Origin of the sequence: Draconibacterium sp. (assembly GCF_041583095.1) — a bacterium.
GTDB lineage: Bacteria > Bacteroidota > Bacteroidia > Bacteroidales > Prolixibacteraceae > Draconibacterium.
Map to the genome: position 1 here is coordinate 1 of NZ_JBFHGM010000133.1, position 13,498 is coordinate 13,498.

A 13,498-nucleotide genomic window follows, 5' to 3' on the forward strand; every position below is an offset into this window, starting at 1 on the left:
CGTACTCGACGATTATCAACCTGATGTGGTATTAGTGCACGGCGATACCACTACTTCCTCCACCGCTGCTCTTGCTGCCTTTTACAAACAAATTGCTGTAGGGCATATTGAAGCAGGACTTCGTACAGGCAATATATATTCGCCCTGGCCCGAAGAAATGAACCGTAAAATCACAGGAGCGCTCACTTCCTGGCATTTTGCCCCTACACAACTTGCCCAAGACAATTTACAACGCGAAAACATAAAGCAAGCCAACATATTTATTACCGGCAATACAGTTATTGATGCCCTGTACCTGGCTGCCGGCAAAATAAAAACATCGGCCGAACTTGGACAAAAAATTATTACTGAGCTAAGCGATCTGTTCCATACTGATTTAGAATCGGTATTAAACTCCAGATTTTTACTGGTAACCGGTCACCGCCGCGAGAATTTTGGCGATGGTTTTATTCAGATTTGTGAATCCTTCAGGAAATTGCCCGCGAATTCCCGGATGTAAACATTGTATACCCGGTACATTTAAATCCGAATGTTAAAGGCCCTGTTTACGAGTTGTTAAAGGGATTCAATAACATTCATTTGATACAACCACTATCCTATCTCCCCTTTATCTATTTGCTGGAGAAATGTTACTTTGTTTTAACCGACAGCGGCGGTATACAGGAAGAAGCACCAAGTTTTGGGAAACCGGTACTGGTGATGCGCGATACCACTGAACGCCCCGAGGCAGTAAATGCCGGAACCGTAAAACTGGTTGGAACCGATAAACAAAAAATTGTAAACGAAACCCGTCGTTTAATTACGGAACAGGACTACTACAACTCAATGGCCGAAGCCCATAACCCATACGGTGATGGGAAAGCTTGTGAAAGAATTGTAAAACAACTAACTTACATTTAATTCTTAATGGCATCAAGATAATGGCAAGAGCAAAACAAAGAATACTACTTATATACTCCCCTTGGACTACCTTTACAAAAGCAGATTACGATATACTTTCTTCTAAGTATGACGTTACTAAATATCAGTTTAAGCCAGAAAAGGGAATCATCAAAGTCGGTATTGAGTTTGTCAAACAATTTTTTTATTTAGCAATTAATTATCGAAAGTTCGATGTTTTTTTCACCTGGTTTGCTGGTTATCAGTCATTCTGGCCTGTATTTTTTGCAAAAATATTCAATAAAAAAACGTTATTGATAATTGGCGGATATGATGCTGTCTCTATACCTCAAATTAAATTTGGCTTGTTTTACAAAAAGAATCTTAGAGCTCTATTAGGAAAGCTTTCATATCGCTTTGGTGATTATATTTTACCTGTTGATGACTCTTTAATCAACTCTATGAATTATTATATTAATCCCAAAGGAGAACCACAAGGTTTTATGAATTTTGTTCGAAAAACCAATGGTATTGTTAAGACAGTACCAACGGGATATAACGAACACTATTGGCGAAGATTAGACTTACCTCAGAAAGGCGATGTAATAACAGTTGGAGTCTGTTATGATGAAAAAGTTTTTCTCCGTAAAGGACACGACATCTTTTTAATGCTTGCTGAAAATATGCCTGAGCTAAACTTTACTTTAGTTGGAGTAGCCATGCCCTTACTGGAAGAAATGCAAATAAAAGTACCACCCAATGTTAATATATTGAGTTTTGTTTCGCAGGATTCATTAAGAGAATTGTTCTCTACACATAAAGTATTTACTCAACTGTCCATGAGCGAAGGCTTACCAAATACACTATGCGAAGCAATGCTTTGTGGCTGTATCCCTGTTGGCAGCGAAGTAAACGGCATTCCTTTGGCTATTGGAGAAACAGGTTTTGTGATAAAGAAGAAAGATGTTCGTGAAGCTAAAGAAGCTGTAACTAGAGCAATCAAACGCAACGATCGTTTAAGCCCAAGAGCCAGAATTCTTGAACTCTTCCATGAAAATAATAGGATTAATGCTCTGACCAATATAATTGATGAATTGAAACCGAGCAAGATATAAAACCAACTAGCAGATTTTATTAAGAAAATGACTAAAGAAAGTATATCGATTATTATACTGCTCCTATTATTTCTTCGTACTTTGCCATAATGACTGATACATCAAAGCGATGCTTAGCATCCTGACGAATTTGCTCTCGATCGAAATCAGACAATAGTACTTTTTTTAGCTTTTCTTCGAAGTTTTCCTGAGAAAAATCAAACAGGTATCCATTTTTCCCATCTTTTATTATCTCATCAACTCCTCCTTTACACCGATTCGCCAAAACAGGAGTGCCACAGTAAAGTGCTTCCAGAACTGCATTGGGGAAGCCCTCGTACCTACTGCTAAGCACAAATATATCTGCTTGCTGATACCAATGATATACGTTCGATTGGTAACCAGCCAAATTGACCAAATCATTCAGTCCAAGAGATTGTATCAAACCTTCCAATTCACTTTTATAGCCATTATTCTGAGTATCTCCTATTATTGTCACGAAAAATCTCTCCCGCTCGTTTATTTTAGCGAAAGCCCTTAATAATAAGTCAAATCCTTTTTGTGGCACCAGGCGGCCACAGGCCAGCAGATTAATTCGTCCTGATGGAAACAACACAGATTTCTGACTGCTTAACTGATGGTTTATAAATTCCGTATCAATTGGATTATTAATTACCCTGATTTTATCATCAGGGATATTAAAATTAGCGACTAAATCTAACTTCATATCATCACACTGAGCAATGATACGATTATAGTTTTTATAAAAGTTTCGATACAAAAATAGCATGCGCTTGTTTTGCACATGTATACTTACCGTGTTTGTTTCTCTGGCAATCCACTTTATCCGTTTAAGAAATGGGATAAACGGGGCAATAAGAACATTTATTCCACTCATTCCCATAAAAACAATATCAGGCTTTTGGCGCATTATCGCAACGAGGGTATGCAGAAAAAAGTATTTTTTGCTTGTAGGTATATAAAGGTTGGTAATCTTAATGTCTTTCTTAAGGTTTTTAAGCAATATGTGCTCTGTATCGTAAATGAGTAGTAGCTCTGGAATATATTTATCCCTATTAATATGATTGGACAAATGAGTAATCACCCGCTCCGCCCCACCTCCAGCGAGCGATGGAATTACAAACAATATTTTTTGCTTAATCCCTTGATTCATCTATCGGTAATTTTAATAACTGACCTAATTTGTAGTCCCATTCTTTAGGCCAAATAGGATGAAGTCCCCCATCGTGATGAAAAGAAAGTTCTCCAAAATAAATCCGATTATCGACAATGTACCAATCCGCCCTAACATAAATAAATTCCTGAGACAATATTTCAGAGAGACGAATTAACTCCGGCAAACATTCAGGCTTATCAACCTCCCACTTCGCAGGGTCTGTTCTTTTTCCACCTGACTTAAGTGATGACCACCAAAAAGGTTCTCGTTTCCAACTGGAAGAATACCAGTTACGCTTGTGCTCTCCACTTCTATCAATGTCAACCTGTATGGTTATAGCTTTATTGTTAAAACAGTGCACTTTATAATCATATGGCACTCCTCCATCTTTACGCACCAATAATTTCTCTACGACCAATCGTCGTTCAATGTTTTTGTACTGCCACTCATTACTTTTGTAGTAATAATTGCTTTTCAGTAATTTTTTGAAGTGTTTTTGAAGTCTTTTCCAATCTGTTTCAGCTTTATTACGAACAATAACTCCTCCCGAACTATCATGGTTTGTTTTTATAATAACGGGATAATCAGGGAAGTTATCCGGTATCAAATCTCTTACATTTTTGGTCTCAAATACTAAAGGAACCAGATACGATTCACCAATTTTACTTTTAACATACTCACGCACCTTATATTTATCGGCGCAACGAGTATGAAGATTTGTCCTGTCATACAGCTTTAACCACTGGATTTTCTCATTTAGTGTTTTTGGATTCTCTATGTCTAAAGTGTAACCAAACGCCCTTCGGAATCTAATTGTAATAGCTTTTCTATCTGAAATCAGGTAATCACGGTATAAAAACTTCAACTTACTGTATCCCGCAAACACAAATTTATAAATCCAAAGTTTCTCGATGTAAGTTCCTATAAAGATATTCCTCATCATAAAATTAGCCTCCAGCTTTTAATTCGCTTTCTGATCTTCAAGAATCTCAAAAAAAACAACCTTGTTAAACAATTAGGATCTGCATGAAATTCTTTCGGGAATTTATCTACAAGTTCATTCCTGACAAATAAAATTAGGTTTTGCTTTACCCATGTTTGCGCAATATTTTCGTTTCTCCAGATTTTGGGGCGAATAATGTCGATCGGTGACATATTATTTTGTGCAAATAACTTCCCCCAATATTCTGGAAACTGTTCATTTAGATGCCCATCTCCTCCTTGATATGGTATTGCAGCAGAGAAAAGAACAACATCACCCAACTTAGCCAGATCTTCAATTAAAGTTTCTGCTCTTTCGGGTTTCAAATGCTCAGCAACCTCAAGATTAATGACCAAATCAAACTTTTCTGACGCAACCAACCTTTCATTCAAATCGCATGAAACAAAATAACCGTCCTTTGGAACCGCCATGTACTGTTCCGGCACCCAATCAAAATCATAGCCTTTAACATAAACATTTTTATCGCAGAAATATTTAGACCACGCTCCTACGCCACATCCAACATCAATAACTCTTTTAATAGGTATGTATTCTTCAATAATAGGAAAGATGATATGTGAATTTTCTATTTTCTGTTGAGTTGAAAATTTTCGGTAGAAACTATCATCATATATTTCTTCCTGTTCTGATACCGTACCATCATTTATTCTTTTTTGGTGTAAACGCGAAACGAAAACGTGCTTCCATCTCAAAAAAAGGCTATAAATACATTTCATTTGCTTAATTCTCTTAGTTTTAACTAACAATTATAACGTTGGTCCGTTCAAATAACTTTTTTCAAATTTTAATTGCTGAAATTAGTTTTTAAAGTTAATCCTGTTCAATATAACATGCAGTATATTGTTAATTTCTTTAGAAACATTTAAAAAGTAGCTGAGGAGTCCGAATATAATTGTGAAAACAGAACTTCGAACAAATATATCCATTATAAGAGAAAGAGATGGTATTAGCATTGAAATTAAGTATGCAACAAAAAATACTAACAGAACTTTAATAAAGACGAAAGAAAATGGTTGCATTTTAAATTTCACCTTTAGGAATAGCCAACGCATGAAATTATTTACAAGAAAAGCGATTGCAATTGCAATGGCCGCTCCGGTAATTCCCCATATCGGAATCAATAAATACATTGATAAAAACACTGTGACTACCATAACCAACAAAAATAAAAGCGACACTTTATAATATTTCGATAAGATAATAATTATACCATTGGTCCCTGTCCCCATGTCTATCAGAAAACCTAAGCCTATAAAGAATATAACCCACTTCCCAGAATGATATTGCGATCCAAGGATTATTATGATATTATCTATATTAATCCATATTCCACCGAATAAAAAAGCAGCAATTATGAATTGATTTAAGCAACTTTTATGGTAATTCTCATCAATCGCCTTAATATCATTTTTTTTCCATGCTTCCGCGATGACCGTAGATGAAATTTTCAATAACGTACGAGAGGGAATCATAACCAAAGTTCCAAAAAAGAAAGCAATCGTATACACCCCCGTAGCAGTCAATCCCATTACCTGATTGATAACAATTTTATCAATTTGAAAAACAATACTGCCGCCTATACCAGTTAAAATACTGTAAACGGCTACGCTAAGCATCTCACGCTTCAGGCTTTGATCCACAAAGTTGAGCTTCGGTTTAAAGTTGAGTTCTTTCCGAAACAAAAGGAAAAAAAAGATAAAAGCTCCTTTTAAACCAATAGCCCCTGCATAAGCTAGGATCAGGCCATGTAGAGTTAACCACCCAATGATGTAAAAAAGAAGTATCAGCAAAATGGAGACTCGTTGTACAAATTCGGTCAGGAATGCACCTAATACTGCATTGTACAACATTTTATTAAAACCATCGAGAAAGGTAAAAAGTAGCGCCAGAAAGGTTAAGGGCACCAGTAAATCAACATAGTCGGCAAACAGGGCCGATTTTTCGAGGTTGCTTTCCACTAGCCAGGGACGTAAAAATAAAAAAGCAATCAGAAATAATACGAAACCGATGAGCATTACTATAAAAGCAATAAATATATAGCCATTGTGCCCATTTTCGTTATTACGAAACCTCGGAAACAAACGGGCAGTTACCCCATGAAATCCAAGGGAAGAAAACTGTGCAAACAAGCCAGACCAAGCTGTTAACAATGCAAATAATCCAACAATCTCGGGTGTCAGGTAATTCGGATATAGATAAGCGGTGGTGATAAAACCAACTCCTACACCCAGATACGACCAGATTGCCCCTCTTATTGATTGTTTTATAATAATTCCCATTAGGTAAATATGAAGATTCCAAAAATAGTAAAAGCAATTAGAATAAAAGTCCTGGTACAAATGATGGGTAACAGACTCTGCAAATTTTATAATCTGTTACCCAACAAACCTTTTTGACAGATTATCTCCCAAAATCCCACACCAAAAGAGGCTTCCAGAGCAATTACCCACTAAAAGATCATCATCATCTTCCGTCAGCGAACGATTATCTTTTAGAAGATCATCTCCATCTTACGCCAGACAGCCGCTATCTTATGCCAGCGAAAGGCTATCTGCTATCAGCGTTTCATTATCTTACGAAAGATGGTCTTGCGCTGATGGTTTTTTACGATTATCTTCTGTCAGATGAAGGCTATCTTATGAAAGATGGAGGCTATCTTATGGAAGATGATGACTATCTGACGTTTTGGAAGGATAATCTTACGGAAGATTTTCAGTATCGGGCGGAAGAGCGACTTAATCTGATGGTAGCGAAGCGTTATCTTCTGAGGAGAGTTGTGAAGCAAGAGCAAGATGAACAAAAAATTCCGCCCCGGAATCAGGGCGGAATTCATTTTTAACAGCGCTTTTACTTTTTGCGCAACTGGCGCAACTTATGCACCAGGCTGTGATCTTTTCCCAGCAAACCTTCTATCAGGTTTACAATGGCTGAGGCGTCGTCGTAAGCCAACTTCAAAGTTTCGTTGGCCAGTTTTGTAGCGTCGAGTGCAGCGGCCTGGGCTTTTTGTTGTTCACCCTCGGCATCGTCGGCAGTTAGCAATTCGCCCTGCAAAGTTTCGATTCTTGCGGTAGGATCGAAGCCTGCATCGGTGAGCAAACCTGCATTTTGCCTGACCATTACAATCATTTGCGATACAAAATCACGACTTTCCTTTTCATTTAATGTTGCCATTTTAATTACATTTGGCGTTTACAATAACGAAGAAATTCGTTGTTAACTGTGGGCCGCCTGTAAGTTTACGAAGCTGTGGGCGGCCTCTTTATCGCCGGCATAGTATAGGCCGGTGTACACACCACCTCATGGCATGTGAGCCGATCGGTTATTAAATCTTAACTTTTTATTGAAAATTGTTGATTTAAAGGATTAACCGAGCCTGGTTCTTAACGTTAGTGCAAATTATGAAAAATGCCGTTTAGAATCAATTTGAATAAATCACCAGAATAGAAAATAACTCACCATTTATGTATGAACCGATAATGCGAGATAATAACTTGATGCAGCGGTAAAAATATTGTTGTACTCAATTCAATGGTTATATTTGCTCTACAATCAAATGCCCGTCTCAATGAATAAAAAAATTGTTAGTTACATTCTTCCGGTAGTTTTACTTTTTATTACCTCTGCAATATATTTCGCACCCGTTTTTGAAGGTAAAGTTGTACAACAATCCGACATAATCCATTACAAAGGGATGTCGAAAGAGATTGTTGATTTCAAAAAAGAAACCGGAGAAAATACATTCTGGACCAGCACAATGTTTTCGGGTATGCCTACCTATTTAATTACAACCATTTATAATGGCAACCTTAGCAAAAAAATAATCGATGTAGTTTTAAAAATTCCACGTCCGGTGAGTTATCACCTGCTCTTTTTAAGTTTGTTTTACCTGATGTTAATTTTGCTAGGTGTAAATCCCTGGCTCAGTTTGGCAGGGGCATTAGCTTATGGCTTTACCTCATTCTTTTTTGTGGTATTCGAAGCCGGGCACAATAGTAAAAGCCTCACCATCACTTATATCTCGTTATTAATTGCAGGAATTATTCTGGCTTATAAAAACAAACGTTTGGCTGGAGCACTTATCAGCACCCTGGCCCTTTCGTGGATGATTGCTGCCAACCACCTGCAAATGACTTACTATGCAGGCATAATGGTACTGATTATCGCCATTGTATATTTTATTTATGCCGTACGCGAAAAAGCGATCATCCCCTTTCTGAAAAGCTCAGGAATACTGGCAGCTGCTGCTGTGCTGGCCATTGGAATGAATATTTCTACTTTATGGCCTATCTACGAATACAGCAAAGATACTATCCGTGGGAAATCAGAATTAACCAGTGATCTGCATAAAAAATCGGATGGTTTAGACCGCGATTATATACTGGATTACAGCTACGATGTGGGTGAAGCTCTCACCGCCTTTATCCCTCGGCTGAAGGGAGGTAGCATGGCCGAGCCCTTGGGAGAAAACTCTCAGGTATATGATTTGCTGGCCCGCGGACAAAACAAACAAAATGCCTTACGTATTGCCAACAACCTGCCTTTGTACTGGGGCAGCCAACCCATTGCCGGCGGACCGTTTTATTTTGGTGCTGTTTTATGCTTCCTCTTTGTTTTTGGCTTATTCATAGTAAAAGGAAAAGACAAATGGTGGATTGTAGCAACGGTAGTGGTTTCATTTGCCCTTTCGCTGGGGAAATATTTTCCTTCGCTTTCGAACCTGATGATCGATTACTTCCCGCTTTACAACAAGTTCCGCGATGTGAAAAACATTATTGTTATCCAGCAATTTGCTATGGCTTTTATGGGGGTGATGGCTATTTCGAAGGTTTATAAACGCGAAGTTTCAGATAAGGTTTTTAATAAAGCTTTATTGTATTCCTTTGCTATTGCCGGTGGTTTATCGCTTGCTTTTGCAGTTATTCCGGGTTTGGCAGGTGATTTTACAGCTGCTTCCGATGCCCGTCTACTGCAAGCCGGATGGCCGGAACAACTTTTAGATGCCCTGCAAGCCGACCGGAAAATGGTGGCACAAAAAGATGCCTTCCGAACCTTTATTTTTGTAGCACTGGCAGCCGGTGTTTTATGGGCTTTCTGGAAAAAGAAATTAAAGGCAGAATATGCACTGGCATTATGGATTGTTTTAATAATGGCTGATATGTGGCCTACCAACAAACGCTACCTGAACAACGATAGTTTTGTGGCCAAACGCCAAATGAATAATCCGTACACGCTGTCGAAAGCTGATGAGTTGATTCTTCAGGATGACGCGCTTTCCTACCGTGTGCTGAACCTTACTGTGAATCCGTTTACCGATGCATCTACCTCGTACTTCCACAAATCCATTGGCGGATACCATGCAGCAAAACTAAAACGTTACCAGGAATTAATTGATTACCATATCTCACCAGAGATTCAAAGTATGAGCAGAATGCTGAACAATGGTCTGGCTCCCGATCAAGTCAGCATGCTGTTTAACAGCACTCCTGCACTAAAAATGCTGAACACCAAATACCTGATAATAAACCCGAACGGAGCACCGGTAAAAGATCCGGAACCATTGGGCAACGCCTGGTTTGTTAACAACTACGAAGTGGTTGAAAACGCCGATGCCGAAATCGATGCAATAAGCGAAATCAACCCTGCTGATAAAGCAGTAATCGACCAACGATTCGAACAATATGTTTCGGGCAAAACCTATCAGAAAAACGGAAGCATTGAGTTGCTGGTTAGTGATCCGAATTACCTGAAATATGCCTTTAACTCCAGCTCCGAGCAACTAACCGTATTCTCAGAGGTGTATTACGACAAAGGATGGAATGCGTACATCGATGGTAAAGAAGCACCCTATTTCAGGGTTAATTATGTATTGAGGGCCATGTCGGTTCCGGCAGGCGAGCATACCATCGAGTTTAAGTTCGAGCCTCAATCATACTATCTCGGGACTAAAATATCGTATGCGAGTTCAATCGTTTTTATAATCCTTGCTCTCGCCTTCCTTGCAATAAACATTAAAAATAACGGAGGGCTGTTACCCAAACCCAAAAAACATGCAGAAACGACACAGAGATAAATGGCAGTACTTTAACGAGCAAGCCTACACCACCCGGAAATACGTTATCCCCTATATTAAGGAGTTGCTGCAGCCTGGCACCGAATCAACCGTTCTGGAAATCGGATGTGGCGAGGGAGGCAACCTTCTTCCCTTTGTGGATATGGGCTTTAAGGTAACCGGTATCGACCTGTCGAAAGGGAAAATCGAAAAGGCAAAGGAATTTTATTCGACACATAAAAATCGGGCAAACCTAACGCTTATTGCTGATAATATTTACAACCGGAATGATTTGGGAAAATTTGATCTGATTATTCTTCGCGACGTAATTGAACACATCCCTAATCAGGAATATTTTATGTCCTATTTCAAATCTTGCTTTCATGCCAAAACCATCGTTTTCTTTGGTTTTCCGCCCTGGCAAAATCCCTTTGGAGGACATCAGCAAATTTGTCAGAATCGGATTCTTTCAAAAATGCCGTATATTCACCTGTTGCCCATACCCTTATATAAAGGAGTTTTGAAATTATTTGGCGAACCAGAATCAAGAATCAACGAACTATTAGAAATAAAGGAAACAGGCATTTCCATTGAAAGGTTTGAAAACATTGTAAAAGAAAATGATTTCGAAATACTTGACAGAACTTTGTTTTTTATAAATCCTAACTACGAAGTTAAGTTTAATCTTCAGCCACGAAAACAAAATAAGGTCCTTGCAGACATCCCTGTACTTCGGAACTATTTTTCCACTTGTGCTTATTATTTATTGAGTGCAAAAGATCTGGTTTAATGTACCTGTGACTTACCTTATGCTTCGTATAAGCGCAATTAAATCCAGACTCCCACGTGCATCCTCAACCCCAAAACCATTGCCGGTTAGAATTTCCTGATAGGTTACAGTATGCAAATCGGTAAACCCTTCGCTAAACTCCACTTCCTTACCATCTACTTTTATGGAGCGATAAGTCCGTTTACCGGCTTTTGTTGCAACTTCAGGCAGGTCGTAGGCATCCAGACTTAAAAACCAGTTGACTTTTGCTTTTTCAAGAACAAGCTCACCTGATGCTGTGGTAGCTTCATAAACCGATACATTATTTTTCTGCACCTCCCCAAAAATCCATATAAGCATATCGAAAAAATGGATTCCAATGTTTGTAGCAATTCCCCCGGATTTATCAACATCTCCTTTCCAGCTTTTGAAATACCACTTGCCCCGCGAAGTGATGTATTTCAAATCGATATCAAAAAAGTCCTTGCCCGATTGTTCGATATCCTTTTTCAATCTCAGAATGGCCGGATGATGACGAAGTTGCAAGATGGCGTTGACTTTCTTTCCACTGTCAGCTTCCCATTCTTTAATTTTTTCCAAATCTTTTGAATCAATTACCAATGGCTTTTCACAAATTACATCGCATCCGTTTTTTAAGGCCAGCTCAATATGTTTTATGTGAAGATAGTTGGGCGAGCAGATGCTAATGTAATCTACCTGCTCACCTTTTGCTTTTGACTGCTGAAGATACTGCACAAGTTCTTTCTCCGAAATAAAAAACTCAGCTTCGGGAAAATAGCTGTCCATTCGGCCCATTACATCAAAGATATCCATGGCACAAACCAGCTCATTACCGGTTTCTTTAATCGCCCTTATATGTCGTTCGGCTACAAATCCTGCAGCTCCTATTAATGCAAATCTTTTCATTGTTTCAACACAAAGACACCAAGTCACAAAGTTTTCTCTTAATGTCTTTGCAACTTTGTGTTTAATTATAATTTATAAACCTTATCCGAAGCTTCCTTTATCACATTACGCAGATCGACGATCAATTTTGAATTCTTCTCAATAAAATCGGCATCGAATGATTTATGATTGGTTGTAATAACCACACAGTCGGCAGCTGCCAAAACAGGTTCTGCCATTTCACGCGATTCAAACCGACTTCCACTTCCTAAAGTAACCGCAGAAATATAAGGATCGTGGTAACTCACCTCTCCTCCTTTGTTTTCTACTTCCTCCATAATTTTTAATGCCGGCGATTCGCGCTCGTCATTGATATCCGGTTTGTAAGCCACACCCAAAAACAATATTTTGCTGCCGTTAATAGCTTTTTTCTGCCGGTTGAGTGCCGATGTTATTTTAACGGTCATTCGGTGCGCCATAAGCAAATCGATGTGCCCTGCTGTATGAATCATCGACAAATCGAAATTAAATTTCCGGGCAATGTGCTCCAGGTAAAAAGGATCAAGCGGAATACAATGCCCACCTATTCCCGGGCCCGGATAAAAGGGCTGAAAGCCGAATGGTTTTGTTGCTGCAGCATCAATCACTTCCCAAATGTTAATATCCATTTTTCCGGCCAATAAAGCCAATTCGTTGATCAGGCTGATATTTACCAAACGATAGGTGTTCTCCAGAATTTTTACCATTTCGGCAATACGTGGCGAACTCACGGGATAAAGTTCTTCAACAGCAATCGAGTAAATGGCTTTCCCGATCTCTAGTCCATCGTTGCTTATGGCACCCAAAACTTTTGGTGTATTCTGTGTTGAATATTCCTTGTTTCCCGGATCAACCCGCTCGGGCGAATAAGCCAACCAAAAATCTTCTCCTTCCTTTAACTTCGATTCTTTTTCGAGAATAGGTAAAACAAATTCCTCGGTAGTAGTGGGGTAAGTTGTGCTTTCCAAACTAATAAATGTTCCGGGCTGCAAATTCGCTCCAATTTGCCCGCAGGCGTTTTCAATAAAGGACATTTCAGGCTTTTTGAATTTATCCAGCGGTGTTGGAACGCAAATAAAGATCGCATTACACTCGCCTAAGAGCGCAAAATCATTTGTAGCATTAAATCTTTCTTGCTGTACAAGCGAAGCCAGCTTATTATCATCAATATCTGAGATATAATTATCGCCCGAATTAAGCTTACTAACTCTTTCTGAAGAAGTATCGAAACCCAAAACTTTTACCTTTTTTGCTGCAAAACATACTGCCAGAGGAAGCCCAACATAACCAAGTCCAATTACACCAACTGTAAGTTCTTTGTCGGCTATTTTTTGTAAGAGTTCTTCTTTATTACTCATTTTCGATAAGTTTCAGTTCTTCGTCTTCAAGACAATACTTTTCTCCGGTTTTGGGGCAAGTTAAATCATCACCCAAAATCTCTCCACTACGGCTTACCCACCCCGTTTGTTTGGCAGGGACTCCTGTAACCAAAGCGAAAGGCGGGATATCTTTTGTTACAACAGCACCGGCACCAACCATACAATATTCGCCCAAAGTAACTCCGCAAATAATGGTGGCATTC

The 13,498-nt window shown here is 38.9% G+C and carries 11 protein-coding genes and 2 pseudogenes; 5 read left to right on the top strand and 8 right to left on the bottom strand.

Annotation, left to right across the window (positions count from 1 at the left end):
• Window positions 1–34 precede the first annotated feature (34 nt).
• Window positions 35–900: pseudogene (wecB, locus tag ABZB17_RS13115) on the top strand (non-hydrolyzing UDP-N-acetylglucosamine 2-epimerase).
• Window positions 901–920: 20 nt separating this feature from the next.
• Window positions 921–1,994, top strand: a complete 1,074-nt coding sequence (locus tag ABZB17_RS13120; protein WP_372650798.1) for a glycosyltransferase family 4 protein — start codon at window positions 921–923, stop codon at window positions 1,992–1,994.
• Window positions 1,995–2,046: 52 nt separating this feature from the next.
• On the opposite strand, the gene ABZB17_RS13125 is transcribed toward ABZB17_RS13120, so the two are convergent.
• The 4 genes from ABZB17_RS13125 to ABZB17_RS13140 form a co-directional block, all read right to left on the bottom strand.
• Complete coding sequence (locus tag ABZB17_RS13125) at window positions 2,047–3,147, bottom strand: glycosyltransferase (protein WP_372650799.1); 1,101 nt, start codon at window positions 3,145–3,147, stop codon at window positions 2,047–2,049.
• The gene (locus ABZB17_RS13130) at window positions 3,131–4,093 is read right to left on the bottom strand and encodes an ATP-grasp fold amidoligase family protein (RefSeq protein WP_372650800.1); all 963 of its coding nucleotides are present in this window, start codon (window positions 4,091–4,093) and stop codon (window positions 3,131–3,133) included. Before ABZB17_RS13130 ends, ABZB17_RS13125 begins: the two co-directional genes overlap by 17 nt.
• A complete protein-coding gene (locus ABZB17_RS13135) occupies window positions 4,090–4,845 on the bottom strand; it encodes a class I SAM-dependent methyltransferase (protein WP_372650801.1) in 756 nt (251 codons plus the stop codon). Before ABZB17_RS13135 ends, ABZB17_RS13130 begins: the two co-directional genes overlap by 4 nt.
• 105 nt (window positions 4,846–4,950) lie before the next feature.
• Window positions 4,951–6,432, bottom strand: a complete 1,482-nt coding sequence (locus ABZB17_RS13140) for a lipopolysaccharide biosynthesis protein (RefSeq protein ID WP_372650802.1) — start codon at window positions 6,430–6,432, stop codon at window positions 4,951–4,953.
• A 113-nt stretch (window positions 6,433–6,545) separates the two neighbouring features.
• Between ABZB17_RS13140 and ABZB17_RS13145 the strand changes: the two genes are divergently transcribed.
• Entirely contained in the window at window positions 6,546–6,992 is a 447-nt protein-coding gene (locus tag ABZB17_RS13145; RefSeq protein WP_372650803.1) for a hypothetical protein, read from the top strand.
• An 8-nt stretch (window positions 6,993–7,000) separates the two neighbouring features.
• Here ABZB17_RS13145 and ABZB17_RS13150 read toward each other — a convergent pair whose 3' ends face one another.
• Window positions 7,001–7,324 (bottom strand): hypothetical protein, encoded by a 324-nt coding sequence (locus tag ABZB17_RS13150; protein ID WP_372650804.1) that lies wholly within the window; start codon window positions 7,322–7,324, stop codon window positions 7,001–7,003.
• Between the two features lie 394 nt (window positions 7,325–7,718).
• Between ABZB17_RS13150 and ABZB17_RS13155 the strand changes: the two genes are divergently transcribed.
• Together ABZB17_RS13155 and ABZB17_RS13160 are read left to right on the top strand one after the other, a co-directional pair.
• Window positions 7,719–10,223, top strand: coding sequence for a YfhO family protein (locus ABZB17_RS13155; protein ID WP_372650805.1), 2,505 nt, complete (start codon window positions 7,719–7,721; stop codon window positions 10,221–10,223).
• Complete coding sequence (locus tag ABZB17_RS13160; protein WP_372650806.1) at window positions 10,201–10,992, top strand: class I SAM-dependent methyltransferase; 792 nt, start codon at window positions 10,201–10,203, stop codon at window positions 10,990–10,992. The genes ABZB17_RS13155 and ABZB17_RS13160 overlap by 23 nt, the downstream gene beginning before the upstream one ends.
• 12 nt (window positions 10,993–11,004) lie before the next feature.
• On the opposite strand, the gene ABZB17_RS13165 is transcribed toward ABZB17_RS13160, so the two are convergent.
• From ABZB17_RS13165 to ABZB17_RS13175, 3 genes and pseudogenes are all read right to left on the bottom strand, one after another.
• Complete coding sequence (locus ABZB17_RS13165; protein ID WP_372650807.1) at window positions 11,005–11,898, bottom strand: Gfo/Idh/MocA family protein; 894 nt, start codon at window positions 11,896–11,898, stop codon at window positions 11,005–11,007.
• 65 nt (window positions 11,899–11,963) lie between these two features.
• Complete coding sequence (locus ABZB17_RS13170) at window positions 11,964–13,274, bottom strand: nucleotide sugar dehydrogenase (protein WP_372650808.1); 1,311 nt, start codon at window positions 13,272–13,274, stop codon at window positions 11,964–11,966.
• Window positions 13,267–13,498, bottom strand: a pseudogene (locus tag ABZB17_RS13175) (N-acetyltransferase); the annotation flags it as partial. The pseudogene ABZB17_RS13175 and the gene ABZB17_RS13170, both read right to left, overlap by 8 nt.